Annotated in this window: 21 protein-coding genes and 1 pseudogene; 10 read left to right on the top strand and 12 right to left on the bottom strand. The window is 46.0% G+C overall.

Annotated elements, in window-relative coordinates:
* Nucleotides 1-304: 304 nt before the first annotated feature.
* Nucleotides 305-1,321: a UPF0104 family protein gene (locus tag JMX92_RS08860; protein ID WP_201545255.1), complete on the top strand. Its 1,017-nt coding sequence runs from the start codon at nt 305-307 to the stop codon at nt 1,319-1,321.
* A 92-nt stretch (nt 1,322-1,413) separates the two neighbouring features.
* Here the strand turns inward: JMX92_RS08860 and ccmE are convergent, their stop codons facing one another.
* The 5 genes from ccmE to ccmA form a co-directional block, all read right to left on the bottom strand.
* Nucleotides 1,414-1,941, bottom strand: a complete 528-nt coding sequence (gene ccmE, locus JMX92_RS08865) for a cytochrome c maturation protein CcmE (RefSeq protein WP_011961381.1) — start codon at nt 1,939-1,941, stop codon at nt 1,414-1,416.
* Nucleotides 1,942-2,066: 125 nt separating this feature from the next.
* Nucleotides 2,067-2,270, bottom strand: a complete 204-nt coding sequence (gene ccmD / locus JMX92_RS08870; protein ID WP_110817096.1) for a heme exporter protein CcmD — start codon at nt 2,268-2,270, stop codon at nt 2,067-2,069.
* A gap of 11 nt (nt 2,271-2,281) precedes the next feature.
* On the bottom strand, nt 2,282-3,070 hold the full coding sequence (locus JMX92_RS08875; protein WP_011961379.1) for a heme ABC transporter permease: 789 nt from the start codon (nt 3,068-3,070) through the stop codon (nt 2,282-2,284).
* Between the two features lie 184 nt (nt 3,071-3,254).
* On the bottom strand, nt 3,255-3,965 hold the full coding sequence (locus JMX92_RS08880) for a heme exporter protein CcmB (RefSeq protein WP_227675326.1): 711 nt from the start codon (nt 3,963-3,965) through the stop codon (nt 3,255-3,257).
* Nucleotides 3,962-4,729: a heme ABC exporter ATP-binding protein CcmA gene (ccmA, locus tag JMX92_RS08885; protein WP_201545256.1), complete on the bottom strand. Its 768-nt coding sequence runs from the start codon at nt 4,727-4,729 to the stop codon at nt 3,962-3,964. Before ccmA ends, JMX92_RS08880 begins: the two co-directional genes overlap by 4 nt.
* 374 nt (nt 4,730-5,103) lie before the next feature.
* Here ccmA and JMX92_RS08890 point away from each other — a divergent pair, with 374 nt between their 5' ends.
* Complete coding sequence (locus JMX92_RS08890; RefSeq protein WP_201545257.1) at nt 5,104-6,303, top strand: hypothetical protein; 1,200 nt, start codon at nt 5,104-5,106, stop codon at nt 6,301-6,303.
* A gap of 24 nt (nt 6,304-6,327) precedes the next feature.
* Complete coding sequence (locus JMX92_RS08895; RefSeq protein WP_011961375.1) at nt 6,328-7,236, top strand: histone deacetylase; 909 nt, start codon at nt 6,328-6,330, stop codon at nt 7,234-7,236.
* 125 nt (nt 7,237-7,361) lie between these two features.
* Here the strand turns inward: JMX92_RS08895 and JMX92_RS08900 are convergent, their stop codons facing one another.
* Nucleotides 7,362-9,170: a sensor histidine kinase gene (locus tag JMX92_RS08900; protein WP_201545258.1), complete on the bottom strand. Its 1,809-nt coding sequence runs from the start codon at nt 9,168-9,170 to the stop codon at nt 7,362-7,364.
* Between the two features lie 117 nt (nt 9,171-9,287).
* Nucleotides 9,288-10,010, bottom strand: a complete 723-nt coding sequence (locus tag JMX92_RS08905; protein WP_011961373.1) for a response regulator transcription factor — start codon at nt 10,008-10,010, stop codon at nt 9,288-9,290.
* A gap of 699 nt (nt 10,011-10,709) precedes the next feature.
* On the opposite strand from JMX92_RS08905, the gene pilG reads away from it, so the two are divergent.
* The 7 genes and pseudogenes from pilG (at nt 10,710) to JMX92_RS08940 (ending at nt 20,087) form a co-directional block, all read left to right on the top strand.
* Nucleotides 10,710-11,099: a twitching motility response regulator PilG gene (pilG, locus tag JMX92_RS08910; protein ID WP_201545262.1), complete on the top strand. Its 390-nt coding sequence runs from the start codon at nt 10,710-10,712 to the stop codon at nt 11,097-11,099.
* 101 nt (nt 11,100-11,200) lie between these two features.
* Nucleotides 11,201-11,563 carry a response regulator gene (locus JMX92_RS08915; RefSeq protein WP_155587319.1) on the top strand — a complete coding sequence of 121 codons (363 nt, stop codon included), beginning with the start codon at nt 11,201-11,203 and terminating at the stop codon, nt 11,561-11,563.
* 5 nt (nt 11,564-11,568) lie between these two features.
* The gene (locus tag JMX92_RS08920; protein ID WP_201545264.1) at nt 11,569-12,108 is read left to right on the top strand and encodes a chemotaxis protein CheW; all 540 of its coding nucleotides are present in this window, start codon (nt 11,569-11,571) and stop codon (nt 12,106-12,108) included.
* A 721-nt stretch (nt 12,109-12,829) separates the two neighbouring features.
* Nucleotides 12,830-14,005: pseudogene (locus tag JMX92_RS08925) on the top strand (methyl-accepting chemotaxis protein); the annotation flags it as partial.
* A gap of 3 nt (nt 14,006-14,008) precedes the next feature.
* The gene (locus tag JMX92_RS08930) at nt 14,009-18,826 is read left to right on the top strand and encodes an Hpt domain-containing protein (protein WP_201545269.1); all 4,818 of its coding nucleotides are present in this window, start codon (nt 14,009-14,011) and stop codon (nt 18,824-18,826) included.
* Nucleotides 18,827-18,950: 124 nt separating this feature from the next.
* Complete coding sequence (locus tag JMX92_RS08935; RefSeq protein ID WP_201545270.1) at nt 18,951-19,406, top strand: hypothetical protein; 456 nt, start codon at nt 18,951-18,953, stop codon at nt 19,404-19,406.
* 138 nt (nt 19,407-19,544) lie between these two features.
* Nucleotides 19,545-20,087 carry a cytochrome b gene (locus JMX92_RS08940; protein WP_201545271.1) on the top strand — a complete coding sequence of 181 codons (543 nt, stop codon included), beginning with the start codon at nt 19,545-19,547 and terminating at the stop codon, nt 20,085-20,087.
* Between the two features lie 107 nt (nt 20,088-20,194).
* On the opposite strand, the gene minE is transcribed toward JMX92_RS08940, so the two are convergent.
* The 5 genes from minE to JMX92_RS08965 form a co-directional block, all read right to left on the bottom strand.
* Entirely contained in the window at nt 20,195-20,482 is a 288-nt protein-coding gene (minE, locus tag JMX92_RS08945) for a cell division topological specificity factor MinE (RefSeq protein ID WP_011961364.1), read from the bottom strand.
* A 2-nt stretch (nt 20,483-20,484) separates the two neighbouring features.
* Nucleotides 20,485-21,297, bottom strand: coding sequence for a septum site-determining protein MinD (gene minD / locus JMX92_RS08950; protein ID WP_011961363.1), 813 nt, complete (start codon nt 21,295-21,297; stop codon nt 20,485-20,487).
* Nucleotides 21,298-21,668: 371 nt separating this feature from the next.
* A complete protein-coding gene (gene minC, locus JMX92_RS08955) occupies nt 21,669-22,538 on the bottom strand; it encodes a septum site-determining protein MinC (protein ID WP_201545272.1) in 870 nt (289 codons plus the stop codon).
* Between the two features lie 156 nt (nt 22,539-22,694).
* On the bottom strand, nt 22,695-23,771 hold the full coding sequence (locus JMX92_RS08960) for a hypothetical protein (protein ID WP_201545274.1): 1,077 nt from the start codon (nt 23,769-23,771) through the stop codon (nt 22,695-22,697).
* Between the two features lie 108 nt (nt 23,772-23,879).
* Nucleotides 23,880-24,866, bottom strand: coding sequence for an acyltransferase (locus JMX92_RS08965; RefSeq protein WP_011961360.1), 987 nt, complete (start codon nt 24,864-24,866; stop codon nt 23,880-23,882).
* Nucleotides 24,867-25,141 lie beyond the last annotated feature (275 nt).

Consider the following 25,141-nt stretch of genomic DNA (forward strand, 5'->3'; position numbering starts at 1 on the left):
GTGCTAAAGGCCCACAAGCCCACGGTATCACAGCTATCTAATTAGCGATGATGATTTAAAGTGGTGATCATTAAACACTCATTACTTTAGATGAATCAAAAAAAACGAGCCTTTGGCTCGTTTTTTTGTGTCCGTTATTTAATCGCTACTTTAAGTAAAAAAAATTTGTGCCTAAAATGCCCGCTAAATCGCATTAATACACAAACTGAGGGCTCAGACTGTTATTATATGCACTATAATTATCAGTCTGTTATTCACAGCGGTAATCTTCTTTGAATTTATAGCGTCTTGATAAAGTGCCTGTATGTCTATTAACCTAAAAACCGTCATAAATCCAAAAGCCATCTTGCTTAGAGGTGTGCTTTTTTTATTGGCATTGGTTATATTCGTACTTGCCATAAAAACCCTATACACCATCACCCACAGCATTAGCCTCTCCGAGATTTTTTTAGCCATTGAACAAATCCCCAATTTAGATATCTTTTGGGCATTATTGGTGGTTGCCTTTGGCTATTTGGTGCTTACTCTATATGACACCATCGCCTTTAAACACATGAATATCGCTCTACCGTTTAAAAAGGTGGCGTTTACCTCGTTTACGGCTTATGCGATCGGTCACACCATAGGGCTGGCCATTTTGTCCGCCTCTGGTGTCCGTTTTAGGATGTATGGGGTCAATAAGATACGCCCTGAAAATATCGCCAATGTGGTGTGGTTGGTATCCATGGCTTTTACCTTTGGTATTACTACCTTGGTATCTTTGTCCTTGGCATTTAACCCAGAAGCCACGGTCACTATGATGAATCAGCTCGACTTGCAGTTGGCAGAAGTCTCTATTGATATCCCTGATTTTTTGCGCAATGCGTCGGTGATTCGTAGTTTGGGCTTGGGCCTACTTGCCATGGTAGCTGGTCTAATAGCTTGGTCGGGCAGACAAGGCCGCCATATTCAGGTAAAAGGTTGGCGCTTTGATTTACCGCCTGCGACGATGATGATTAAGCAGATTATCATCTCTATTGTGGACTTAGCCAGTGTGGCTTTTGTGCTGTATTTATTATTGCCGCATGATGCTGGTGTTGGCTATTTCACCGTGTTTTCAGCTTTTATCCAGTCGATGATTTTGGCAATCTTAAGTCATGTGCCTGGTGGACTTGGTGTTTTTGAATTGACCATGATGGCCTCTTTGCCCACAGTCGATAAGACCTATCTACTGGCTGTATTGCTGGTGTTTAGACTGCTGTATTACCTTCTGCCATTTTTCTTAGCAGTGCTGTTCTTTATTGGCCATGAAGTTTGGCTACGCTGGTTACGCCAAGATTAAGGTGTCTAAAATGAGCGATTAAAAAAGGCGGAGATAATTGCTATCTCCGCCTTTTTTTGGGATAAGTTATCTGCCCTTAGCAGATGGCCGCATTACTCTTGTAAGGTGCTTGTGGTGTGGTTACCTTCGCCCGCTGTTTGTTTGACTGGAATGGCGGGACTAAACTGCTCTGAGGTGGGCGTAACCCCTTTGGCAGCATGGTCTTCTTTTAACGAGGCGGCAACTTCAGGAGGCATATAGTTCTCATCGTGCTTGGCCAATACTTCGCTGGCAACGAACACCTTGCCTTGCATCTCTCCTGTGGCAACAACGCCGGAGTTTTCTGCAAATAAATCCGGTAAGATGCCCTGATAGCTGACAGGCACGGTGGCATTAAAGTCAGTGATCTCAAACTGTACTTTCAAGTCATCGTTAGGGTCACGACGCACACTGTCTTTCACCACCATACCGCCTGCACGAATGCGTTTATTCTGAGGTGCGTCCCCAGCAGCAATAGCAGTCGGGTCAAAGTAATAGTCAGTCTGCTGCCCAATGGCGTAGATGACCAATAGCACGGCAATAATAGCGCCTGCTAAAGTAGCCGCGACCCATATCAGTTTTTTACGACGTACAGCATTCATAAGATTGCCTTTTATTTAATACGCTCAAATCATTGAGTGTTGTTGCAAAAGTTGGGTTCTGTTTTTGAGCCATTATAAAAACATGCGCCAAAAAACAGGCCTAATTTAGTCAGATAGAGTATTGCTTACGGGCGGCGCTGAGCTTGCTTGCGCTGCTGTTGACGGGTATGCTGGATTTTTAGATCTTTGACCAGTTGGCGACGTTGGTGCACACTATATAAGACAAAGCCCAGTACCACAATTAAGGTAAGACCCCAGGTGCTCCAGACATACATACCATGCTTACCCATGGCCAAAAACTCTTGAAAGCTATAAAAATACGGCTGCATAAGTCGCTCCTTTATTTGGCGTCACGCACATATTCTTTGACCCAAGCCTTATTTTGATCGCGGCGTAGGATAAGGGTGTTGGTGCGATAAATGGCTAAGGCGGCCACCAACAGGTAGCTACCAATAATCATCAATAGTAAAGGCGCCAACATATCTAATGACATCTTTGGTGCTTCAGTGAGGGTAATGGTAGAGCCTTGGTGTAGGGTGTTCCACCAGTTTACTGAGTACTTGATAATGGGTAGGTTAACTGCACCCACAATCGATAAAATAGCAGCAGCTTTACCGCGGTTTGGTGAATGCTCAAAGGCGGCAAATAGCGCCATCACACCTGCGTATAAAAACGCTAAAATCAGCATTGAGGTCAGGCGAGCATCCCATACCCAAAAAGTACCCCAGGTCGGCTTGGCCCAAATTGATCCTGTTATTAAACTTAAAACACACAGCATAAATCCGATGGGGGCGATTGCTTGAGCCACTAGGTTGGCGGTCTTAATACGCCACACCAAAAATATCACGCCCAGTACCGCAAGCGCAAAATAAATAGATAAGGCGATACCGGCAGCAGGCACATGGATAAAAATAATGCGATAGCTGTTGCCTTGTAGATAATCAGGTGGCGCAAAGGCCAGTCCCCAAACACTGCCGACTACCAACATAATAGTGGCCAATGCCGCCAGCCACTTTACCCAAGGCGTGAAGATACGAAAGAATTCACGGGTACCAACAGTGGCCAAAAAGCCCTGCCATAGGCGTGAAAAAAAGCCCGGGTTTTGAGGTGATAAATTAGCGTTTGGCATAATAAAACGACCTTGTAAGCCACAGTGTGAGCAAGGAAGTGTGGGCAAACAGTCCCACACACGAGTCAGTGAGGCGCTCGGTAAGTTAAGCCATGGATTCCTGATATAAAGGGGCTCGCCTGCCGTAGTGCCTACTACAATGAATACTTTATCTAATGTTTAACTATTATAGCAAATATTGGCCTCAGTTAAGCCATGCCATCTTCAGAGTCATAGCAATCACCCAAGGTGTAATGAGGATCGATAAGATACTACCGGCTGCCAATAAGGCCAATATGGGCAGACCATTGAGGCCTGTCGCGTACAAGTCAACCGCTCCTGTGGCAAATATCAGCACCGGCAACTGCATCGGCAAGGCAATTAAAGGCACCAAAACTGCGCCATTTTTTAAAGATAAGGTCAGGCTGCTGGCGATGGCCGATAGCATAAGCAGCATGGGGCTACCCACGACAATAGAGGCCAAAAGTGCACCCGCTTCTTCCCAAGATAATCCAAATAACAGTATCGCCAGTAGGCTTAAAAGTGCCACAAAGCCGCTGCTAAATATCCAGTGAATGCTAAGACGAATAAGCACCCAAAGCGGTAATGAGGTCTTAGAGACAATCAGCTGTGCTAAGGTACCATTGTCCATTGCCGGCTTAAACAAATCATCTACGCCCATCACCAACGACAGCAGAGCCGCTATCCATACAGCCGGCACGCCTAGTCGGTGCAGTAATTGTGGCTCGCTGCCGACTGCCAGTGGAAATAAGGTGATAATCACCAAAAACAACACCAAAGGATACAGCCATTGAACGGCGCCTTGCTGCTTGACCTGCCATTCACGGCGCCATAGTCGAGCAGTGCTGATACCAACAGAAGTTGCTTGGTTTGGGTTTAATGGGTTGTGGCTCATAGTGTTCCCTGATTATTAGGGTCATAGTGATCGTCATCATAAGCATATGACGCAAAATTGTCATCACTGTCTAAATCATCACTGCCTGAATAAGAGGGCAGGTAACCAGATAAATCCAGCTGCTTATTGGCGACCTCTACCGGCTGGTGACTGGTCATTAATACCGCACCGCCTGCGTTCACAAAACTGTTTAATTGCTGCTGCAACCGTGCCACCATGGCCACATCCAATGCCGTAAACGGCTCATCTAATAGCCACAAAGGCGTGTGCTGTGGCGTCATCAGGTACAAACGCGCTAAGGTAACACGGCGGGTTTGACCCGCTGAGAGCTGATTGCTACCCATGTTCTCAAACCCTGACAGTCCGACCCAGTCCAGTGCTGCTTCAATTTGAGCATTGCTTGGCTCAATACCATACAGGTTCAATAAAAAACTAAGGTTTTGCTTAACGGTGAGGCTTGGATGGATACCCAATTGATGTGAAACATAGACAGGCGCTATCGGTAAGCTGCTTTGGCCTTGATACAGCACCTTGCCTTCAAGCAGCGGTAATAGTCCGGCCAATTGCATCAATAGCGTGGTTTTGCCGGTACCGTTGGCACCAATAAGATGGCAAATATCGCCAGTATACAGCTGCAGCATCACCCCTTCACACAGTGGAAAGTCGCCACGCTGTACGGTAAGGTCTTGTAAGACCAGCACCGGTGTAGAGGGGCTATCAGAGGCATTTATATGAGCTGAATGTGTCGAGGTTGTGGGGTGCATGGTGGCCTGATGTATAAAAAGGTGGACAGACAACTAAGCTTACGCATTAGTGTGAGTTTAGGGTATCCCTTGTGATTTATGCCGCGTAATGGACCTTATACTGCATTTGCCGCCATACTTTTGACGACACAAGCGGTCCAAGTTACAAATAAACTCGCCTCCATGTGCGTTTTTAGCGCAGTGTGAGGTGATTGTGCTTTAATATAGAGATATTAACTGTAAAGCTGTTGGCATTTATGTCCGTGTTTGTGGCGCTCAGGCTATTGCAATCGGAGCGCCTAGCCGTCATATAGCTTTAATAGGCCATCGCCTGATACAGATTATAGTGCATAGTATATCAAACCTCGACCCACAACTAACGTATTGTCCCTATTATGAGCTCACAAAAAAAGCCATCTTTTTGGCAACGATTAAAATATTTAATAACGGCAAAGTCCGATATCATAAAAAGTGAGGCCGAGACGTTGACCACAGCGCACCGTTTCTCTGAGTCTTCGGCCACGCCGCCATTGAGTCAGACGCGTGAGCCAACACAGATGTCTAATGCTGAGCATCAGGAGCTTACGTCAGCTTTTGAGCTCGACCAGCAAGCCTCACCTGAGCGGCTAACAGCAGATGTGATGCAAGCACAGCCACCTAAACGCGAGCGATACGATTATCAAAAAAGTCGCACACAGCAGCCTGGCACCAGTGATGCGCATAAGATGGCCCCCAGTGGCTACGAAAGCACCAGTTATTTTTCTGATGAGGACAGTATCGATGCCGCAGCAGTGGATGAAGCGCCTGCCAAATTTATCAGCTTATCTAATCTAGATAATGCCGATAACATGAAAATGCGCACCGCTTCTTTTCAGTATTCGCAAAACCCCATTACCGATAGTATTTTGGATTTTTTGGAAGCCAGCGATTTAAACTACTATTATCATGATCCGGTCGAAAGCAGTGAGGTTAACGACTCAAGTGAAGAGACGGCAGATACTCCCTCCGGCAACCAGACCCAAAAATACCAAGGCAGCATTACTAAACGAAACGTGCACCATATTTCTATGGCAATGCGCTACTATAATGACACCATGGGTGACTATGATATTGATGCTGATCAGAGCAGTGAGGGGCAAAGACGACCTGGCACAGGCAGCACACCTGATGCCAATGAAGTAGAGTGGGGCTGTGTGATACGAGTCCATGAGCACACCCAGCTGGTGGCCATGTATGGTGTGTTGCCATTTAGCTTACCTGAAACCCACTTAGAAGCAGGCCTGGCACTGGCCACTCAGCTGAACTACGATATGATGCTCGGCTGCGTAGAGATTGATATTCGAGATGGCGAGATCCGCTTTAAAAACTCGTTAGATTTAGAGCCGATTATCAATGCCAGCGGTGGTATCGTACCACCTACAGTCATCAGTTACTTGCTCAAAGGGGTGATGGCAATGACGGCTTCTTTCTCTCCCTTATTTAGTGACTTATTGGCCAGTAATCCTGAAGACTTTGAGTTATCCACCATATTACAAGAGCTGCACAAGGCGCAGATGGATAAAACCTTCTTTTTGCCTACCCGAGTGACGCAGTAGCTTAGATATTATGATTATACGGTTATGTTAAAAATTGCTTTTTCACCCATTTACTTATATGACGTGCCCGAAAAACACCGTTTCCCGATGCAAAAATATCGGCTGATACCTGAGCGTTTACTTGCAGAAGGCACACTGACTCAGGACAACTTTTTTGCACCGGACAAGGTCAGCGAGGCAGAGATTCTAACCACCCATACTCCTGAGTATTGGGATAAATTAAAAACCCAAACCTTACCACGCAAAGAAGCCCGTGCTATCGGCTTTGAGATGACACCTCAGTTGGTTGAGCGGGGGCGTTATATTGCCCATGCCACTTATGAGTGTGCCTTGTACGCCAAGCAGTACGGGGTGTCTCTTAATGTCGCAGGTGGTACACACCACGCCTTTGCCGATCATGGTGAGGGGTTTTGTGTGTTCAATGATGTGTGTATTGCCAGTAATTTGTTGCTCTCGCGAGGGCAGGCAAGCAAAATCTTGATTGTGGATTTAGATGTGCACCAAGGCAATGGCAATGCCAGTATTATGGCCAATGAGCCTCGGGTATTTGTGTTTAGTATGCACGGTGAAAAAAACTACCCATTTCGTAAGCCGCCCTCAGATTTAGACATAGATTTGCCTAATGATACCGATGACGCCACTTATCTGACTCTGTTAAAAGACACCTTGCCTAAGTTAATTGCAGAGCATGAGCCTGATTTAATTTTTTATCAATCAGCGGTCGATGTGCTGGCCAGTGATAAGCTGGGTAAACTGGCCCTAAGTTTAGAGGGCTGCAAAGCACGTGATGAGTTTGTGCTAACTCAGGCCAAAGCGCATCATATCCCAATAGCCATTGTCATGGGCGGCGGATATTCAGAAGAGGTGGAACAGGTGGTAGAGGCCCACTGCAACACTTTTAGATTGGCCAAACAGATATTTTTTGCCGACTAGAGTGCAGATTGGCCTCGCTCTTCTAATGACAATTACCCCAGTAGAGTAGCAGCGAGTCGTATCACCGTCCGTGTCCCTCAGGTGATCCGTAAGCTTACGTGAGGTAATAGCAGGGGCATTTTTTATTAAGAAAAACTCGGTTTCTCCACCGTCACCTTATCATTGACTGGTAACAGCACGATAAAGCGGGTACGACCATTATAGGTATCGGTGCGGATGCGGCCATTATGTGCCTCTACAATTTGTGCCACCAAGGACAGACCTAGTCCTGACCCTTTCTTTTGCTGCTGTAGCCGCACAAAGGGACTAAATATTTCCTCACGCTTATCAACTGGAATGCCCTTACCTTGGTCTATCACCGCCAATACCACATAGTTGGGCTGGGCAATGGGCTCAGCTTTTGGCCGGCGTAAGCGTTTGGCAAAGCTCATGTCATTGAGCTTAGATCTCTCAGATTTTGCTTTTTTATCGACTTTTTTGAGCTTGTCGGCCTTATCTTTACCCTCATCTGCCTCTTTAGCAGCGACTGTATTGGGTGTGCTGTCTGCGCTTTGGTCATCGGCGACCTCTTGAGCGTCAGAGATTAGGCTTTGGTGCTCATCCTCATCTTGCTCAGGCGATTGATCTACCTCCTCACTTGCCAGCTCTGTGCCGAGCGCTGGTAAATTCGCCTCACTCTCGTATTCAGCTAATTCCTCTACCACTTCTAGCTCATCTTCAGCATGTGATAGCGCAATTTGATCCAGCAGCTGTTTGGGCGGATACAGCGCATCTTTTTGATTGACCACGCCGTAAACATGCACTTCAATGGGCGGCTGACCATGGATAAGGGCATTATTTAAAAGATTGCGTATCAAATGAATCAGCAACTTAGGCTGACCTTCAATTACCAAAGATTTGCCGTATAAAGTGGCCTCAGGGTAATGCTGGCACTCTTGATTGACCAGTTCAAAAAAGTCAAAGCGTTCATTTGCTTGGGCAGCGTGACCGGCATCTAAACGGCTCACCAGTAAGATACTCTCCACCAAGTCATTGAGGCCAGTGAGGTCACGATTGACAGCTTGTGCCCGTTTATGGAACTTGGCTTTGGTGCCCTCGGACATCTCATTAGACAGCATCTCCATCATCTCAATCTGCAGGCGAATACGAGTAATGGGCGTGCGTAGCTCATGTGAAGCATGCGCCAGCAATAGATTATTGGCATTGATAAGCTGCTCAATTTTTTGTGCTGCTTGGTTGAAGCCGCGTGCCAGACTGGCAATCTCATCCGTCCCTTTGGCAGGCACTCGCACACTAAAATTACCCTCACCAAGCTGAGCCATCTGTTTGCTCATCTGATTAATGCGCCAGGTCATAGAGTGCGCAATCCACCACAGCACGGCCGACATCAGACCAATTAAGGCCAAAGTACCGGTGAATATATTAAGTACCGCCCATAATTCAGAGCGTTTTGGGGGATTGCGTGGCTCATACAGCAAGGTATAGCCACGATCACTCATGGCCTGCACGTTCACCTGATCCGAGGAGAAAAAAGCCGGTAGCATACGCGAGATTAACGAGGGGTCCTCGGGTAGGGTCTTGGGCAAGTCGCTATCGTCAGTTTGAATTAACAAATGACCCTTGCGGTCATAAAGCCCCATTTTGGCTTGTAGGGATTCATCAAAAACATCGAAGCTTTTTTTTATGACAGCCAGCATAAATCGGGCCTGTAACAGCTCGTTCATGGTAGTGGCATTGTCTAATTCGTCAATAAACGGGTCAACTTGGCTGACAATTTGTTTTGCCAGTACCTCCCATCTTGCATCTGCAGAGTTGTTGTGCACCATGTTCATCAAAGTAATCATGGCCGCCGCAAAAAAAACCAGCGTCAACACCACACTGGTAAATAGCTTATTAAAAACAGAGGTAAAACCAAATCGAGGCAGTCGGGGCATAAGCTTATCTAATCTAGATGAGAGTAATTGAGGGTCTAAGCCAACCGGTTTTGCTTAGACCCTCAATGGATGGTAGATATCAACCGTAGAATATCAATTGTAGAATATCGAACCGAATTAAACTTGATCGGTAGCAAATTGATAGCCGACACCGCGCACAGTAATGATGCGTTTAGGCTGACGTGGGTTGTCTTCAATTAATGCACGCAGTCTTGAGATGTGCACGTCAATTGCGCGATCAATGTTATCTGAGCTATCATCATTGGGCATGGCTTGCCACAACTGCTCACGGTTTAATACCTTGCCTGCATGGGTGGCGAAGTAGTGGAGCAACTGGAATTGATGGGTGGTTAAACGCACAGGCTTGTCATCAATGGTGACTTCATGACTATCAGGGAATACGCTTAAGCGGCCAAACGTTAAGCTGTCAGACTGGCTGTCGGCTTGATTTGGCTGCTCATGGCGACGCAGTACGGCACGAATACGAGCCAACAGCTCACGAGGTTCGAATGGCTTTGAAATATAATCGTCTGCGCCCATCTCCAGACCCAGTACTCGGTCGGTCGTATCGCCTTTGGCGGTCAACATAACGATAGGCACTTTATTGGTTTGGCTATTTTTACCGCCACGGATTTTTTGGCAAACCTGCATGCCATCCATATCCGGTAGCATTAAGTCTAGGATAATTAAGTCGATGGCGCGTTCTTTGGCATCAAGAATATCAAGACCTTCTTGACCTGTGGGCGCATGGTGCACCTCATAATAATTCATTGCCAAGTAATCGCTAATTAATTCTGCTAAATCAGGATCATCTTCGATCAGGAGTATTTGCTTGCTCATAACTATCCTTAAAAATTATAAAAATTGAATCATCTGGCTTGGCTGTTAATTTTGTGATGATTATTGGTTATTAACAGCTTGGGCGGCTGTTTTAAGTTAGGGCCTATCTTTTATGACCTTAAGTAATTAAGTGCCGAAGTAATAAAATGGCTTAACTTAAGGGCTTAATGGGGCTATAAATGCCATTAACAATTGAGCCGGTGTAAATAAATGTTGCACGCCCAGTAAGCACTATTATAACTATAATGCCTAAGGTGTGCCTATCATAACAATACACAGTTTGTTACTTTTTCTCGCTATTGTTACACACAGATTGTTAAGCCTAAATTGTCTGGATTGCCACAACTGTCAAATAAAAATATACAGTGGGTTTGATAATACACCATCTATATGGCCTAATAGAGATAAGCTAAGTACAGTATAAAGCGGATTGACAGTGATTAATGTGATTAAATTAACTGCTTAGAGAGGGTTGTCATTAAAAACTTTGAGTGTCTATGGGGAAACAAGTAGTAAACCCTGTATTTTTATGCTAAAAATGACAGGAGTAACTGTGAGGGTAACTGTGAGTAAATCAGATAACTAAAGGCTTAGATAAGCGGCAAAAGCGCATATCAAACAAGCAGTGGATATCATATTAGCGTACCAATAAAGATAAAAACTGTTTAAAAAAAGCGTTTTACATATAGGGTAGGTGCAATGGACATAAGTTTTGAGGGGCTAAAGGTGATGGTGATTGATGATTCAAAAACCATTCGACGTACAGCCGAGATGTTATTACAAAGAGTGGGCTGTGATGTGGTCACTGCAGTAGATGGATTTGAGGCTTTGGCCAAGATAGCCGACTACAAGCCTGAGATTATCTTTATTGATGTGATGATGCCGCGCTTAGATGGTTATCAAACCTGCGCCATTGTAAAAAATAACAAAGACTTTGCCGATACCCCAGTGATTATGTTGTCCTCAAAAGATGGTCTGTTTGATAAAGCGCGCGGACGCATTGTGGGGGCAGATGAGTATTTGACCAAGCCCTTTAGTAAAGATGAGCTATATACGGCCATTCAGCAGCATCACAAGGCCGACCGTTAAGCGGCTGGTTTTATGCTAAAAGTAGTACCCAAAAATTAGGAAATACAAAGCACAGAGCCGGGCTTATAAAAGACGCAGGGAATCGATAGTAAGGACAACACATGCACAAGGTTTTGGTGGTAGAAGACTCACAATCTGAGATGGCTCGTTTTCGGGAGTTATTGATAAAAAATAACTACGAAGTGATAGAAGCGTCTGATGGTCAACAAGGGGTTGAGATGGCGCAAATGCACTTACCCGATGCCATTTTAATGGATATTGTTATGCCTGAAATGAACGGCTTTCAGGCCACACGTAAGATTACTCGCAATGAGGCTACAGGTCATATTCCTGTGGTGATGATCAGCACCAAAAACCAAGAAACCGATAGGGTGTGGGGCAAAAGACAAGGCGCTAAGGCTTATCTAACTAAGCCTGTTAATGAGACCGAACTGCTGACTACCATCGACTCGGTCATAGGGTAGCAATTGTGGCTTTAAAGGGATTTATTGAGTTACTGCGCATAGAGCATATGGCCAAATCACGCCAAGTGGAGCGTCAGCAAGGGATGGATACCCCATGGCAGGGAGTGGCATTTTGTGTGGCTGGGCTAAATTTTGTGGCCCCCATTGGTGAGGTGACCGAGGTTATCAGCTTCCCTAACAGCCTAACGGAGGTACCTATGAGCAAGCCGTGGCTGTTAGGGATTGCCAACATACGTGGTCAACTGTTGCCCTTGGTGGATTTGGCAAGCTTTGTCAACCTATCTGGTACAGCGGAACAATTAAACCGTCGTAAAGTACTGGTAGTTAAGCAGCAAGACATAGCAGTCGGGCTATTGGTCGATACCGTATGGCACATAAAAAACTTCTTACCTAAGCATTACCTGCCTGAGCACCTGCCAGCTGGCGCCCCTTTTTTACCCTATACCCATGGTCAATTTGTTACCGATACCGAGCTTGAGGCTTGGCCGATATTTAGGCCAAGCTTATTGTTAGCCGATCCTAGGTTTTTGGAAGTATCCCTTTAAATAATAGAGGCGCTTTTACCAACACAGTTATAATTTTCTGAAAGTAAGATTGAGCCAATTTTAAGGCTTTAAGAGTAGTCATGAGGGACCATCAACTACGCTGTATGCCCTATACCTTATGCTAAGGCTCCAATGCGCAGTAATAAGAATTAACCTTAAGGAACGATGAATGAAAGATGCAGCGAAAAGGCCTGCCCACAATACCGCTCAGCCTCAAAAAAAATGGATTTATGGCCTATTAGGCTTAGGGGTGCTGGGCGTTATAAGCATCATTTATCTGATCATTAGCATCAGCAAGGTCGCAGGATATGTCAGCAGCATTAATCAATTAGAGGTGGCTTCAAGCACCTTGGTACGTCATGTCAATCAGGCAATATTCTCAACCCCTCCTCAAAAAGGCATGAGCGCTCAGCAGCAATTACCCGATGACCTAATCACCTATCAAGCTGCATTAAATCAAGTGCAGACCTACGCCTTAGATGACCCAAGTATTTATCAAAACCTCAATCAGCAGTGGCAAATGGTTAAGCCTGAAGTTGAGTCTGTGATTAATAGTGGTCAGGCAAAAGATGAGGTAGGTGATGAGCAGAGTACTATGCCTACGCTTGAGCGACAACAAAGCGCTAATAAGGTGAGCCTATTCGCCGCACAAACCCAGCAGAACTTGCAGCAGGTAGATCGCAGCTTATTGTCACGCAAGATAATTATTATTCCAGCGTTGTTGTTTTTGCTCAGTTTGCTTGGCAGCATTTATGCCCTGTATCGTTTGTATCAAGCCAATAATCTCACTCAGCGTTTATTGATTGAAAAAGAAACGTTGCGTCAGCGTGATGAGATGGATGCGCAATTTGAGCGGGCACGAGCAGTACAGCAAGAAAATGAGCAAAACCAAGCGGCAATTTTGCGTCTACTTGATGAGCTTGAGCATGTGGCTGACGGGGATTTGACAGTCAGTGCCACAGTGTCAGAAGACATTACAGGGGCCATTGCTGACTCAGTGAACTACGCCATCGATCAGTTGCGTCATCTGGTGCAAGCCATTAACCGCACCGCCTTTACTGTGGCTGAGTCATCAAGCCATACCCAGCTTAATGTCACTGAGCTGGCACAAGCTTCTGAGCTGCAATCACAAAAGATTGGTGATGTGTCCTCAGCCATCAATGATATGGTGCTATCTATCAAGCAGGTTTCCTCCAATGCTTCGCAGTCGACTTCGGTAGCAGAGCGTTCGGTAGAGATTGCCCATAATGGGGCGCAAGTGGTGCAACGCTCAATCAATGGAATGAGCACCATTCGTGAGCAAATTCAAGAGACCTCTAAGCGCATCAAGCGCTTGGGTGAGTCGTCACAAGAGATTGGTGAGATTGTGGGTCTGATCAGTGACATTGCTGATCAAACCAATATCTTAGCGCTTAATGCGGCCATTCAGGCGTCGATGGCAGGTGAAGCAGGTCGAGGCTTTGCCGTGGTGGCTGATGAGGTACAACGCCTAGCCGAGCGCTCAGCCAATGCCACCAAGCAAATTGACACCTTGGTAAAAACCATTCAGGCCGATACCAATGAGGCGGTGATGTCGATGGAGTCCACCACCGCTGAGGTGGTGCAAGGGGCTAAGCTTGCAGCCGATGCAGGCGAGGCACTAAAAGAGGTGCAGACTGTCTCCAACAGCTTGGCCTCTTTAATCCAAGAGATCTCTAACGAGGCCAAAGCTCAGGCCAGCTCTGCCGGTCACATCTCACAGACCATGGGGGTGATTCAAGAGATAACCTCTAAGACCACTGCAGGTACACGTGCAACTGTCCGCTCTGTGGGTCAGCTCAATGAGATGGCCGCCTCGTTACAAAAATCAGTTTCTGGCTTTAAGCTTGAGCAAGATCCAACTGGTGATAAAGGATAAATAATGAGCGATCAGCCAAATGCCTTATTCACCGCCCGCTGGATGCTACCGCTACTAAAACAGCAGCTGCTTGAACTGCATAATAAACAGCTTAAGCAGCCTGCCACCGCTGACAACTTGGCGCAGATTTGTCACGGCTATCAGCAAGTTTTTGAAAAGCTGCACAGTGCTGATTTGGTTGATTTTGCGAATGTGGCACAGGCTATTTATAACACGACTTGTGCTGTAAGCTCCCAACAGCTTAGCCCTCAAGTATTGCCTTCGGTGGTTACTGCCAGTAAGCAGCTGTTACAAGAGCTGAGCTATTATGTAGAAATTGGTACGTATCAGCCTGATATTTTGCATCAATGTGAACAGCATTTACAGCAGCTTAGTACAGGCGCTGTAAAAGGCCATCTGAAAAAAAATAGCAAACACAAACCTGAGCACGATATTAAACCAACTCAGGTTAAGCAAGAGAATAACAGCACTGAGGACGACCAGGTAGTTATTGCGCTGCCTGCCCGCTATGATACTGAGCTGAGCTTAGATCAAACCCTAACGAGCAGTCAGCCAAAACAGATGGACTTTGCCACTGACAGCGCGCTTTATGATAAGCGCGGTTACAAACGTCTGTCCCATTCTAAAACTTACCCCACTAAGCCTGACTCAAGCACTCAGCACAGCCAATCTTTGGCATCTTTACACAGCACTAAAGCCGCTGGTCTATCTGAGTTATTAAAAAGCGCTGTCGATGAGGTGCATTTGCCAAGCGATGACCCCGACTGTGATGTTGAAATAAAGCAAATCTTCGTTGAGGAAGCACAAGAGGTGCTACAAGCGATAACCGAAGCAATGGCTCAGCTTACACCTCGCTTGCAGGACAAAGTGCAGCTCGGTGAGGTGCGCCGCGGTTTTCATACGCTAAAGGGGTCGGGGCGTATGGCTGGAGCACATACCATCGCTGAGCTGGCTTGGGCCATTGAAAACATGCTTAATCGGCTCTTAGATGACAGTATTGAGTCGACGACAGGCATCTGGCAGTTACTCACAGAAGTGGTGGCACAATACCCAGCGCTGGTAGCGATATTCGCTGAGCCTGCTTCTGCAGACAAGCCGCCGCTTTATCCCTCAAAGATAGTAGATCAGATAGCCGCTGCTAACTTATATGCCAACAACAAACACACAGAGTCTGATGATTGGCAGCTGCTTCAGCCACAGCTTTCTGAAGCTATCGAAGCTATAAATGACAACCAGGCTCATCTGCCTCAGCGCCTACCGCTGTCTTTAGACGCCGCTGCACCGGCACAGAGTACTGCGCTTAGAAACGGTGTAGATAATGCCATTGATGAGGCAGAGCTGGCGCAGGTGTTTATGGCAGAGGCCACTGAACTGCTGCAAAGTATCGACGCTATGCTGGCACAACACCAAGACTCATCAAGCTTTGAGGTCGATGACAAGCTGCTGCGCGCCTTCCATACCTTGCGAGGGGCAGCCAGTAGCCAATCTTTAACCACCATTAGCCAGTTAAGTGCCGCAGTAGAGCAAGATCTAGAGCAGCTGCAACAAAGCGATCAGCTGATCACTCCAAGCTATGCGGACACCTTGAGGCAATCAATTGAACTGATAAAAAGTCACTTACAGCAGCAGTATCTGCATCTGTATTTAGAACAGACACGCGATAATGACACCCAGTACCATGTTGGCCTAAAAGATGCGCCGATAGATGCACCAATAGATGAGCCAATAGATGAGCCAATAGTTGAGCATCATGATGATGTCAAAGAGCTAGATAGCGATATTGGTAGTCATGTGGCTCTTAGTGTGGCTGAGCTGATTGACGGCATCGATGACCTATTAGATGCAGAATGGCGTCTGTTGCCGTTGGCACATACAACAAATGAGCCGATAGAGGATAATGAAGCTGAACAAAGCAGTGAGCAGTCTTTATCGCAGCAAAGCCTTCAAGGTTATGTGGACGATATGCTTCAGCAAATTAAGCAGCTGAGCTTACGTGTGGGTCATTCTGCCAAATTTATCAATGTCCTAAATTGTTTGCAGTTGGTATATCAAGCATTTAGTAATGACATTGAACTTGCTCAAAAATGGCTGCACGACCGCCGAAGGCTTGCTCTTTTGATTGCCGTGCACGAGCAGTTGACTGGCTTATTTGACGCTTTGGCAGGTCGCATGACGCTCAAAGTGGATGACACATTATTGGCTCAGCTCGGTGATGAGTTAAATAAAGCTCAGGCCAGCCGACCTTTGATAAACCGATTCAGTGCTGACCCTAAAAGCAAACAGGGTTTAAGCGATGATAACGAACAACAAAACACCGAGGCAGATGCTGAGCTGCTTGCCATCTTTATAGAAGAAGCACAGCAGCTTGATACAGATAGCCAAGAGCAGTTGCGCTTATGGCAACAAAACCCAGCGGATTTAGCACCGGTTAACGTTTTGCTGCGTTATCTACACACCTTAAAAGGTGGGGCACGCATGGCTGGTATAGATAGCTTAGCTGAGCTGACACATGAAGCGGAGACGTTATACGAGTATTTGTTAGATCAGCAAATTGTGCCTGATACTAATTGGGTGGCACTGATGCAGTCAGTACAAGATACCTTATCCGCTCAAGTAGACAGTTTGGTGCGTCAAGGGCAGTCATTTTTTGTGCCTGAGCTGGTGGCCAAACTGCAGACCATAGTACGTAGCAAGCGACTACCGGAGTCTGATGTTAAGCCGATTCAGCTTTACACAGAGGGGGATACTGCGGCTGACCATGATAAAGTCTCTGTTAAAGCTACTATAATGGCTGAAAATAAGGCGCCAAAGGCTCAAAGTACTGAAAACATTGACCACAAACAGAGTGCCCATGATATCAGTCAGATGCCACCTAGCTTGCTAAGATCTCAGAGTGGTGCGACGCAAGATAGCAGCAACGAGATGATTCGGGTGCCTGCCAAGCTGATGGAGCAGATGATTGATTTATCGGCAGAGTCGGCTATTCGTCGTTCAGGTATTGAACTCAATATGAGCAGCGTGGCAGGTACGTTAAGTGAGATGGAGTCTACCGTACAGCGTCTGGCAGAGCAGTTGCGGCGTATGGATATTGAGCTTGAGGCTCAGATACGCTCTCAGATTGAGGACCACGTCTTACAAGCCGATCAAAGCTTTGATCCGCTTGAGATGGATCAGTACTCAGCGCTTAATCAGTTGTCCAAGTCTTTGTCCGAATCGGCGTCAGACTTATTGGAGATTAGAACCAGTTTGCGCAGCAAGACCCGTGAGACGGAGAGCTTATTGCTGCAGTTGTCACAGACTCAGACCCAGATGCAAGAGGGGCTGATGAGCTCAAGGATGGTGCCTTTTTCGCGGCTACTGCCCAGATTGCAGCGTACGCTTCGACAGACCGCAAATGAGGTGGGTAAAGAGGCCAAGCTTGAGCTCATCACCGATATAGATGAGATAGATAGAACTGTGCTTGAGCGTCTCACTGCACCACTTGAGCATATGGTTCGCAACGCCATCGATCATGGCTTAGAGACGCCAGATCAGCGCGAAGCGTTAGGCAAACCGCGCACAGGTCATATCATCATTGAGATGGGCCGAAAAGGCAGCGAAATTGTCATTCGTGTTAAAGATGACGGTCAAGGTATTGATGTCAATTCTGTGCGTAAAAAAGCAATCGCTTGCAGGCTTATGGCTGCCCAAGACAATACCTTAAGTGATCTGGAAGTGATGCAGTATATCTTCCATGCAGGGCTGTCGACCGCCAGTAGCCTCACGCAGATATCAGGGCGCGGTGTGGGCATGGATGTGGTGCTCAATGAAGTACGCCAGCTGGGGGGTAACGTCACCGTGCACTCCAGTGCTAATCAAGGGACAGAGTTCACCCTCACATTACCACTGACCCTTGCGGTGATTGAGGCTCTGGTGGTTCGGGCAGGGGATCAAACTTATGCCGTGCCTTTATTACAAATTGAACGGATTGAGCGAATAGCGGCACAACGTTTGCGCAGTTTGTATGATTCTAAGCGTAATCGCAATCAAAATGGATCGCCAAATACCGTGGGCGGTCATGAGTCGGCACAGCTTAATGTGGGGGGTAAACCGTATCGAGTGCGCTATCTGACCCAGCTGCTATCCGGTGAGACGGTGGATGTTAAAGTATTCGATACGCAAGACAGCTTACCGGTGCTGTTAATTAAACATCACGCTGGACAAAGCTTTGCGCTACATGTCGATGAGATTATAGGCTCACGCTCTGAGGTGGTGGTTAAGCCATTAGGCCGTCCGCTATCAAGCATCGCTGGCTTATCGGCTGCCACCATTACGGCTGAAGGCTCGGTCATGCTTATTTTAGATGTGCAGGCCTTGATACGTAAAGCATCGCTTCCCATAAGTGCTCAGAGTCGATTAAGTGGCGGTACACAACCTGAGCGGGTCATTCAAAATCCAGCGCCTGCTACCAAATCCATTAAACCACAAATCTTGATTGTTGATGACTCGGTAACGGTGCGCAAGGTAACCGCACGCATGCTACAGCGACAGGGTTATCAAGCTCATGTTGCTCGTGACGGGGTAGAGGCAGTCGAGATGCTACAAACCTTGCGCCCTGATTTAATGCTACTTGATATTGAGATGCCACGTATGGATGGCTTTGAGGTGGCTACCCATGTGCGTCACAATCAGGCTATCAGTCATATGCCAATCATTATGATTACTTCGCGTAGCGGTGATAAGCACCGTCAGCGGGCGCTAAAAATAGGGGTTAATGCCTACCTGGGCAAGCCATTCCAAGAAGCGAAACTGGTGGCGCTTATTCAAAATCTCATCAGCTAACTTATCAGTGATGACCAAGCAAAGGGGATAGACAATCAGCAGCTACCAGCAATGCTCATCACCAAACACTCCCAGTAGTCGCCAAGCCTCATGTCATACACTCTCTTAATAAGGCACAGCAGTCGTGAAAAACAGCCCATCCTCCCTGAAAATTAGCCCCCTATTAATGCTCAATCAAGGTGGCCTAAACATCACTATCATTCCACGTGGCACTCAGCCCGACTGGATAGTGCCGAGCGCACTTATCTTGGACAGTATGGCCTGTTCTGAGCGAGTAAGCAGTTACGAATGGCAGCAGCAACCGCTGGCTGTATATTCTTTGCTCTTGACCAATGCGGCCCCAACAACAATGGTTATTTTAGAGGGCAGTAGTGAGCAACAACGGCTCGGCTTATTGATTGAGGGGGCGCTAACCGAGCGTTATATCCAAGTATCGGATATCAAAGACCTTGATACCAGCCCTATATCCACAGCCAGTACGGCGCCTAACTTTGTGTTTCAAGAGGTAATACTAGACCAACAGGTCTTTGTGGTACCAGACTTAGCCAAGCTTGCTAAGATGCTGTATAAAACAAAGTAATTGCCCCCATAAAAAAATGCGATAACTCAAAATAATCACAGGTTACCATAATAGCGTTCAGTCCCTTATAATACTCAGTTATTATCTAAACGTTTTTTGGTATTTATTGATTTGAGTTCCACTCAATATAGGTAACCTATGTCTGTTAACACAAATGCAGTAACCCCTTTAAGACCCACTATGTGGTCGCGTGCCGTTAAGCTGTTTCATTGGGGCAGTGCTTTATTACTGGTCATTACTTGGGCGATGATTACCTTACATCAAAACTCAGATGGCAATACGTTTATAGACCTGCATAGATCCTTTGGCTTAAGCCTACTGCTTTGGATGATTTTTCGTGTCATTGTCAGGGTGATTAGTCCGACACCAGCGCCTGTGGTCATGCCAAAGTGGCAGACCGCGTTGTCACACATTAGCCATTTAGTGCTTTATGTGCTGTTATTTGCTATGCCACTTTCAGGTATTTTGATGACTTGGTATGGGGGACGTGGTATTGAGGTGTTTGGCTTATTTGATTTACCCAGTGTTTTGACCACTGATCGCAGCCAGGCGCGCTTTATCAATGAATTACATACTGATGTGTTCTGGCCGGCCTTGTTGGCGTTCACAGCATTACACATTTTAGCCGCGCTGCAGCATCAATTTATCAAAAAAGACAATATCTTAGCGCGCATCAAATAGCTTCAGCCTAAAATTAAAATAGCCGCCCTCATTGAGGGCGGCTTTTTAGGTATAGCTTGAGATAAGGCTTTTTAGTAAAAATTACCTGTCATACCTCAATAACACCATTATTTGGCGTCAGGTAAGTTGATGTTCATCTCTAACACGTCAAGGTTGTCCTCATGACGGTGATTGATGTTTACATCGTTGATTTGCACCCCATTAACGTACTTGTTCACCACTTCAAGAATTTCACGTTTCATTTTCTCGATACGGTCAGCAGTTAAGCGTGAATTGAGACGATTTTCACTGGCAACGATAACTTTCAGTCGCTCAGTAGCTGTATTGGCGCTGCCTGATGATTTGGTTTCTGTCCCAAACAGAGCGCTCCAAAATCCTTTCTTTCGTGTTGACATCCTTAACCCCCAAACCAGCGTTGCAAGAAGCTCTTCTTCTTAACATCAATGTGACGTAATGGTCTTTCTTCCCCTAAGAAACGCGCCACGATATCTTCATAGCATTGACCCGCAATTGAGTCTGGGTTATGAATGACTGGTTCACCATGGTTTGAGGCTTCTAGTACACTATTGCTCTCAGGCACCACACCTAATAAAGGCACTTTTAGGATGTCATTAGAGATGGTGTCGATATCCATCATCTCTTTGGCAGCCGCACGTTCAGGATTATAGCGATTGATTACCAAGTGCTCACGAACGGTACCTGTGCCTTCTTCTACCTTTTTGGTACGGCTTTGCAGAACACCGATAATGCGGTCCGAATCGCGTACAGAGGAGATTTCAGGGTTGGTGACGATGATGGCTTCATCTGCATGATACATGGCCAACTGAGCACCGCGCTCAATACCGGCCGGAGAGTCACAGATAATATAGTCAAACTGTTTAGACAACTCATCGATAACTTCAGCCACCCCTTCATCGGTTAGGGCGTCTTTGTCACGGGTTTGGCTGGCAGGCAAGATGTACAGATTCTCTAGCTGTTTGTCTTTTACCAAGGCTTGTGACAAACGGGCATTGCCTGAGATAACATCAACGAAATCATAGACGATACGGTTTTCGCAGCCCATAAGTAAGTCAAGGTTACGTAAGCCCACATCGAAGTCGATGACAACAGTTTTGTAACCCCGCAATGCTAGACCTGCGGCAAATGAAGCACTGGTCGTAGTTTTTCCGACACCGCCTTTACCTGAGGTAATTACAACGATTTTTGCCACTATGGCATACTCCTATGAATATGAAAATGGGCAGAATGTGCCCATAACTGTTATAAGATTAGGCGCACTTTTTAGGGACAGTGTTGACTTACCCTGTGAGCGACATTTTGTAGTCGACAACACAAAATACAAATGCACCAAAAAGTCAAATTTTGTGGCTCTAGATTATCACAGATAACCTTAAAGTCATAGCATTCGCTTGATTATAAAGGCTTTGAGTGCTTATTACGTGTAAGTTTAATACAGAGTTTTATTTCTATTTTATTACTATTAAAGGTAAATTTTTGCTATCAAAGCTTTAGGTATAATCGATTAAAATTGGCACAAGCGGTATTCAACCGATTGTGCCCCAGATGTTTGATTCACTGTTATCAGTTATCGGTAATAATCTCAAACACCAAGCCTTGTCCCTCAACGTATCTAACTTGAACCGGCTTATCAATCATCTCTTGAGGAATATTATCATTTAAGCAATAGGTTCCAGCCACAGATACCAGTGAGGGGTTAAAGCGCTGACAGAAGATACGTGCATCTTTGTCCCCTGTGGCACCGGCTACCAAGCGACCTTGCGCTCGGCCATAGACATGTAAGCTGTTGTCGGTAATGGCTTCAGCACCGTTATTAACACTGTTGGTCAATACCAAGTCGCCGCCCACATGATTGATGCTTTGGCCTGAGCGCAGCATCTGATCATAAAACAAGGTGGTCATGGCATCCACACTGCCAAAGTCGCTATGGCTTTCGGAGATGATGTCGCTGTTAGTATTGGCCGCTTGCATAGTAGCCGATGTAGTATCGGCAGAAGGCTCAGTGACGAGATCTTGACCTTGAGTGGGACTGATGCTCTGTGAGCCATCCATGTTCTGGGTGGCCTGAGTGGCATTTACTGCTGCTTGCGGTTCATTGACCACTGCCTTTTTGATTGGACGGATGCGCTCAATACGCTTCCCATCGCCTGGGAAGATTGCCAAGCGCTTGGCCTTGGCTGCGTCATCTAACACCCCTGTGACCACGCCAATAGGCTGAAGTCCCCAAGACCAAAATAGCTCAACCAAAGCGTCTAAATCTTGCTCAATATCACTGTCAATAATTACTGGGATTTGACTGTCTTTATTACTTAGTTGGCCCGATAGATAAGCTTCAATTTCTGTTAAATTATCGGTTTCTAACTTGATACGGGTAAAGGTGAGCATTTTGCCAAACATTTTTAATGCAGGGGTAACCTCAGTGGCGGCGGTCATAGTAAATCCTTAAAGATCAAAACAGCAAAGTTTTTTTAATTAGGGTTATTGGTGAAACAAGCTCTGTCCTATAAGCCGGCTTAGATAGGGGGGATAAAGAGCGTTAACTTGGATCTGATTTTATGAGCGTCAGCCTACGATTATTATAATTATAGGCTACAGATGCAAGTATTCTTGGTGTTTCCATTGTTGTACTTTTACTTGAGCTTCAAAAGCGCTCAAAGCGTCATTGATGATACCTGATAGTAAGGCATCTAGCTCAGGATTACTGAGGTCAATATAGGCGATAGTTTGGGCCACCTCATCGATAATGGCTTCAGTAATATGCGGCTGAGTTAAATGAGTGAATAGGGTTTGAGTGATGTTCTCACCTATGTTTTGGCTGACACTGTGCAACTGGCCTTCAATAAGGGTGCCGGCAATAGGAATCAAGCGCAAATAACGACGCAGCTCAGGGGTGTTGTTAAGTGCCTCTTGTACGGCTATACCCACTTGCTCGGACAACTCGCGGGTGGCTTGGCTGCGTGCCATGTGTTGTAGCTGCGGCGCCAACTGCTGCTTGAGCAAAGAGGCAAGCATAGACTGGATGTGAGGCCGGTTCTTATTTAGAGTGTCTTCGATAAAGCGCTGATGCGCTTTTTCGTCAGCGAACTGTTGACGCAAGTTATCAGTGGCGGTCAAAATCACTCGATCAGAGAGCTCTTCAAATACCACGTCATAATAGAACTTACCGGTGGCTATCCATTTTTTGGGTAGAACCTGATAGCCTAGCTGATAAAGCTTACGCCCGATAAAAAATGCCCGCAGCAGACGTAACGCCCGAAATTGGGGAAAACAGCCAAGTACTTCATACCAGTGAGCGAAAGGAAAAAAGAACCACCGAGTGTACTGTTTGCTGATAATGGCCAACAGCCAACGTAGCCCCAATTCTGCCATTAAAAAAATGGTAAAAAACCCACCCAAAACCCTGAGTGGATGGTGGATGTTATCGACATAGATGCCTAAAGATTCAGATAAACTGAGCCATTCAGCCACTTGAGCGGCAAACTTACTCATAAGCAGCAAATCTAGGCTGATGATGGCTAAGTCAATAATGATAACGACCAGCATAGCGATGTCATACAGCAGCGCCAGCTTGGTGGCTGTCTTACCTTTTAAAGGGGAGACAGGCTCAGTAGAGGGTCTCATAGAGTCAGTGGGTGACAAGTTGGCGTCGTTTTTTAAATCAGTCATGCAGGGGGGATGCCTCTAGGTTGAATCGTCCTGCAATATCATTCCATAACTTACGCTAAGTGTCACCCTTATTATGAGATGAGTACACTGATAACCGCTAATAGCCGATTAGCTTGCTGCCTTTTCTACTGACTCTACTGACTTGGGATTATCAATAAAATCCGCTTTCATGCGTGAGATTTGCTCATCTTTATTGCGCCAAATCTCATCCAACCACGTGTACATGGTCTCGCGCATGGCCTTATCGTTATTATAATCACCCTCTTCAATGGCGGTAAATAAAGCTTGGGGGATATCGATGCGCTGCACATGTACCCCAAGGCGTTTGACGTTGCCTTTCCACAAGTCTGCATAAGAGGGGCTACCATCAGGATAAACAATTGTCATGTCCAAGATGCCATCAATTTGAGGGCCTAACGCCTGAATCGCCAAAGAAATACCCCCCGCTTTTGGGCGAAGTAGGTTTTTGTAAGGTGATTTTTGAGCATCACGCTTAGCAGGCGTGAAGCGGGTACCTTCAAGATAATTGAGTAGCGCAAAGGGTTTGTCTTTTAAGAGTTCACAAGCGCGTTTGGCTTCTAATATGTCACGATCTTTTAGACTCGGGTTTTTGGCAATCTCTTCTTTACTGTGCCGCTTCATCATCGGGAAGTCTAAGAAGTAAAAAGCTTGTCCGATAAAGGGGATATAAATAAGGTTATACTTGGTAAAAAAGCGGGTCAAAGGCAGTCTGTCTTGACTGATATATTGCACGATGCTGGTATCTACCCAAGACAAATGGTTACTAATTAATAGATACTGTTTGTCTTGTTCTAAATCATCAGGCAGCTCAATACGCCAATCTCTCTCAGGCAGCACATTATCGATGAGGCGATTGTTAGTGGTAATCCAGTGTTTGGCAATTTTAATGACCGTATTGTCAGCAACGCTTGAGCCGGTGGCGATTTTGGTGGCACCCAGTAGCCATAAAGGCAATCCATAAGATAAGGTGTTGGCCCCAATCACGCCCACAGCGGTGGTGAAAGATGCCGCCTTACCCACAACAGGCGATTTTGCATGTAGGTTTTGGTAGATATTCTTTATTCTATGTTTCATAAGACAGACCAAGTCAAGTAGAGTATTCAAAAACCATGAAGTAACAGCGCAGTTCACTTGTTTTAAGCTTGTTCAACCCCTACTTTATTTCTAAAGGCGTTTTAATCAACTAAAGTAGGGTGCCCCCAATGGCATTGAGCAAAAGCCCACATTAGCATAAAACAGGCTCAGCGACAGGCTTAATACGCCTAATATATATAGGCATATGCCTAGTCTGGCCATGTCTAATCAATAGCAGGCTAACAAGCTAAGCCAAAATTAACCACAAGGCCGGC

Source organism: Psychrobacter sp. H7-1 (assembly GCF_904846585.1).
GTDB classification, from domain to species: domain Bacteria; phylum Pseudomonadota; class Gammaproteobacteria; order Pseudomonadales; family Moraxellaceae; genus Psychrobacter; species Psychrobacter raelei.